Source organism: uncultured Megasphaera sp. (assembly GCF_958350005.1).
In the GTDB taxonomy this organism is placed as follows: Bacteria; Bacillota; Negativicutes; order Veillonellales; family Megasphaeraceae; genus Megasphaera.
Genome location: NZ_CATWFF010000185.1, coordinates 1 through 3,779, shown reverse-complemented (window position 1 = coordinate 3,779; position 3,779 = coordinate 1). Strand labels below are relative to the sequence as shown.

Sequence of the window (3,779 nt, the reverse complement as noted above, 5' to 3'; positions counted from 1 at the left end):
CATTATGACTTTCTGAAAGAAGGGAAATTATGCTAACAATACGGCCATACCGACCTTCTGACTGTCCCGTGCTTATCGACTTATTTTATCATACTGTCCATACTATAAATATCAGAGACTATTCGCATGAACAATGTTGTGTATGGGCAACGGGAACCGAAGATGCAGTCGTCTGGAATCGTTCATTCCTTGCTCATTATACGATTGTCGCAGAAATAGGCAATATCATTGCCGGATTTGGTGATATCGACAAGACAGGCTATGTAGACCGCCTATTCACCCATGCCGACTATCAGTGCCAGGGAATCGCCTCTGCTATCTGTAATACGCTGGAATCAGCTGTATCTGTAAACACAATTATTACCTATGCCTCTATAACTGCCCGCAGATTTTTTGAAAAGCGGGGATATATCGTTATCAAAAAGCAAAAACAATATCGGCAGGCAGTATGTCTCACTAACTATCTGATGGAATACAAACGTTAATATAACTCTTTATATACGCATTAAGAAGCACAGCACCTAATACCCATTTGGCAGGTATCAAGTGCTGTGCTTTTTTATGACAGTAATCGTATTCTATTCTTTTTTCGCAAAAAAATGCGGTGAATCGCCCCATTTTCCTAATCCTATTGTATCACCAACAGATACAACACGGGCACTGAGACAATTTTTGCACTGATCCGGCCGTTCGTCCACGCAGGGCTTATTATCATACAAAAGATACTGAGAGCGAAACTTGGGCAGTGTAACAATGGGCATGAGAATATTCGCACCTGCTTTCAGTCCCAGTTCTCGTCCCAGAGGATGCAGGGCCTGCAGTGCCGTCGTAGAGGCAATATTGACATCAGGCAGGAACAAACGGGTAACAGCAATCATCTTCAGTCCCAACTGAAAACGACGGCGTTTTTCCTCATCAGAATCCAGCCCCTGCTCCATGACATACTGCCCGACCGGTGTCTGGTGGTGAACAACATAAGGGCCCATGCCGATCATATCAATATCCATATCCCGATAAAACAGTATATCATCGGCTAAATCTTCTATCGTTTGTCCAGGCAGACCGATCATATCGCCTGTCCCGACCTGGTAACCAATACGCCGCAGCGATTCCAGACAGGTCTTACGGACATGCCATTCATGGTGCCCGTCCTGCGGGTGAAGAGTCCGGTACAAATCAGGATTACTCGTTTCAATACGCAGTAGATACCGGTGGGCACCGGCATCAAACCAGCGGCGATACGTGTCTTCCGACTGTTCGCCCACGCACAGCGTAATTCCCAGTTCTCCATGACTTAATTCTTTTATATCCCGTACCAGACCTTCAATATAAGCGATAAACGCTTCGTCCTGCCGCTCGCCGGACTGCAGCGTCAGAGAGCCATACCGATTCTCATAGGACCACTTGGCCATGGCAAGAATATCTTCTCTGGCCGTATCGAAGCGTTCAACTTCGTCATTGTCCCGACGAATACCACAATACCGGCAATTTTTGATGCACCGGTTTGAAAACTCAATAAGTCCCCGATAGTAGACGACGCGCCCGACTGTTTTCGCTTTGACAGCATACGCCGCATCATACAGTGTCTGCAGGTCTTCCGGCTGCGTTACAGACAACAAATCGATCAGATCCTGTCGATTCAGGGATGTATGCCGCAATATATCCTGTATCATTCTCTTAAAATCCTTTCTCTGTAAAACCGTATCTTTCTATGATCTTGATACTAATATATTCGATCCAATTTTGCAAGAAAAAAGACCTGCTTTCAGGCAAGTCTTTTACAGATATGAACAAACTCTCTTTTTACTGCGGTTTTAATGGAAACTGGCTTCGCGTTTCTTCTTTCATAGAGGTTACAGTGACTGCCATATTCTCTATTTCCCGCTTCAGCGCCTCTTTCTGATTACTTCGGCATATTTTAAGAAGAACGGCTGCTGCCATCATATTGACGACAAGCGCCGTACCGCCATAGCTGATAAACGGCAAAGGGATACCGACAACAGGAACCATGCCGCTGACCATACAAATATTGACAAGCCCCTGACCGCCTAAATACAAGGTAATGCCTATAGCTAAAAACATGTTAAACCTATCCTGGCAGTGCCGCGCAGTCATAGCACCAAAATACAGGATAGCACTGAACAAGATAAGGATAAAAATGGAACCGCAAAGACCCCACTCCTGTGCTACAACAGCAAAGGCAAAATCTGTATGAGCTTCCGGCAAATAATTGAATTTACTGATTCCTTCGCCGACGCCTTGCCCAAATATACCGCCTGAGCCAATGGTAATAAGCCCCTGTACCGTTTGATATCCCAGCGTCTTGGAATATCCCCAGGGATCCAGCCAGGCAATAATACGGTTCATGCGATACGGTTCTATGACAATACCCACTACAGCAATGCAGGCAAGAATACCAACAAGCCATTTTATCTGGCTAAGCCGTGCTCCGCCAATCCAAAGCATGAGGCAGGGAATACTGAAGATAATAATTGCCGTCCCGGCATCAGGCTGTTTGAAGACGAGGAGTGCCATAATCAGAGGCCCTATAAGGGCCTTGTGCGGGCAAAGGCGCTTCCACCATCCTGTCTTGTTAGACCCATGATGAAGCCAGGGAAAAAAAGCTACAGGGCGATGCTTCTCCAGGGAGAGAGAAATATAAGAAGCAGCAGATAAAATACCTGCTAACTTGGCCACTTCAGAAGGCTGAAACGAAATACCCATCACAATAATCCAGCGGCGGGCCCCATTGACTACGGTACCGGCAAATAATACGCCTATAAGGAGCAACACCGCGATCAGAATCCCGATCCATGCATACTTCTGCAGTCGCTGATACTTTATGCGATACACGACACCGCTAAAAACAGCGCCAATGGCAAGAAGCTTACCTTGCTGGAAAAGATGGGAAAAGGAATTGCCTCCGGTGACATAATCTTCTACAAAGGTCGCACTGAATACATTGGCCGTACCAATGGCAATCAACAACGCAAAGGTAATACATAAGGCCCAAAAGGTATTGCGTATTTCTCTAGATTCTCTCACCATCTTCTGCTGCCCCCACTGGCCGCCGCGCCGTACAATGGAAAATAGGCTGTCCCTTGGCGCTGAACTTGGCTTCATATTCCGTCATCGCTTCATTGGCAATGTCGCTGTGATGCAAGTCATACGTCACGTCTGATACCTGCCACTGCCGTTCTGCCAGCTCTTCCAGCGTAAAATCAAAGAGTCCGGCATTGTCGGATTTAAAATCAAGCCGCCCGTCGGCTGCCAGGAGGCGGGCATACCGATCCAGAAATCCCCTGTATGTCAGACGCCGTTTGGCATGCCGCTTTTTCGGCCAGGGATCGCAAAAATTGATAAAAAACCGGTTCACTTCTCCGGGAGCGAAAATATCTTCCAGCCGGGCCACATCAAACCGCAGAAGATGTACATTATCTACTTCTGCTTCCGCACATTTTTTGCCGGCATAATAAATGACGCCAATTTGCAGTTCAATGCCAATAAAATTTACATCCCTATGAATCTGCGCCATTTGTGAAATAAAGTTTCCCTTACCGGTTCCCAATTCCACCCACAATGGTGCGTCAGGGTTGGAAAAGACAGATCTCCATTTTCCCTTATAGGCTTCACAGCTTTCCAGATGCAAAAATGATGCGTATTCTTTAATGGCTTCATCAATCCATGGTTTTCTTCGTAACCGCATGGTCAGTCTCCTTTTTCATAGTAAAAACAAGGCTGATTTCTCATGAAATCAGCCTGTATATCTTGTAATATTA

General features: G+C 46.1%; 4 protein-coding genes. 1 reads left to right on the top strand and 3 read right to left on the bottom strand.

What is annotated here, in order from left to right:
• The first annotated feature begins 29 nt into the window (after window positions 1-29).
• The gene (locus Q3886_RS09130; protein ID WP_301861107.1) at window positions 30-485 is read left to right on the top strand and encodes a GNAT family N-acetyltransferase; all 456 of its coding nucleotides are present in this window, start codon (window positions 30-32) and stop codon (window positions 483-485) included.
• A 93-nt stretch (window positions 486-578) separates the two neighbouring features.
• Here Q3886_RS09130 and hydE read toward each other — a convergent pair whose 3' ends face one another.
• From hydE to trmB, 3 genes are all read right to left on the bottom strand, one after another.
• Window positions 579-1,673 (bottom strand): [FeFe] hydrogenase H-cluster radical SAM maturase HydE, encoded by a 1,095-nt coding sequence (hydE, locus tag Q3886_RS09125; protein WP_301861104.1) that lies wholly within the window; start codon window positions 1,671-1,673, stop codon window positions 579-581.
• A 130-nt stretch (window positions 1,674-1,803) separates the two neighbouring features.
• Window positions 1,804-3,048: an FtsW/RodA/SpoVE family cell cycle protein gene (locus Q3886_RS09120; protein WP_301861103.1), complete on the bottom strand. Its 1,245-nt coding sequence runs from the start codon at window positions 3,046-3,048 to the stop codon at window positions 1,804-1,806.
• Window positions 3,032-3,706, bottom strand: a complete 675-nt coding sequence (gene trmB / locus Q3886_RS09115; RefSeq protein WP_301861102.1) for a tRNA (guanosine(46)-N7)-methyltransferase TrmB — start codon at window positions 3,704-3,706, stop codon at window positions 3,032-3,034. The genes Q3886_RS09120 and trmB overlap by 17 nt, the downstream gene beginning before the upstream one ends.
• Between the last annotated feature and the right edge of the window lie 73 nt (window positions 3,707-3,779).

Bases quoted from the DNA above. Each gene is read 5' to 3' on its own strand.
- Q3886_RS09130 (WP_301861107.1), top strand. From the start codon at position 30: ATGCTAACAATACGGCCATACCGACCTTCTGACTGTCCCGTGCTTATC.
- hydE (WP_301861104.1), bottom strand. From the start codon at position 1,673: ATGATACAGGATATATTGCGGCATACATCCCTGAATCGACAGGATCTG.
- Q3886_RS09120 (WP_301861103.1), bottom strand. From the start codon at position 3,048: ATGGTGAGAGAATCTAGAGAAATACGCAATACCTTTTGGGCCTTATGT.
- trmB (WP_301861102.1), bottom strand. From the start codon at position 3,706: ATGCGGTTACGAAGAAAACCATGGATTGATGAAGCCATTAAAGAATAC.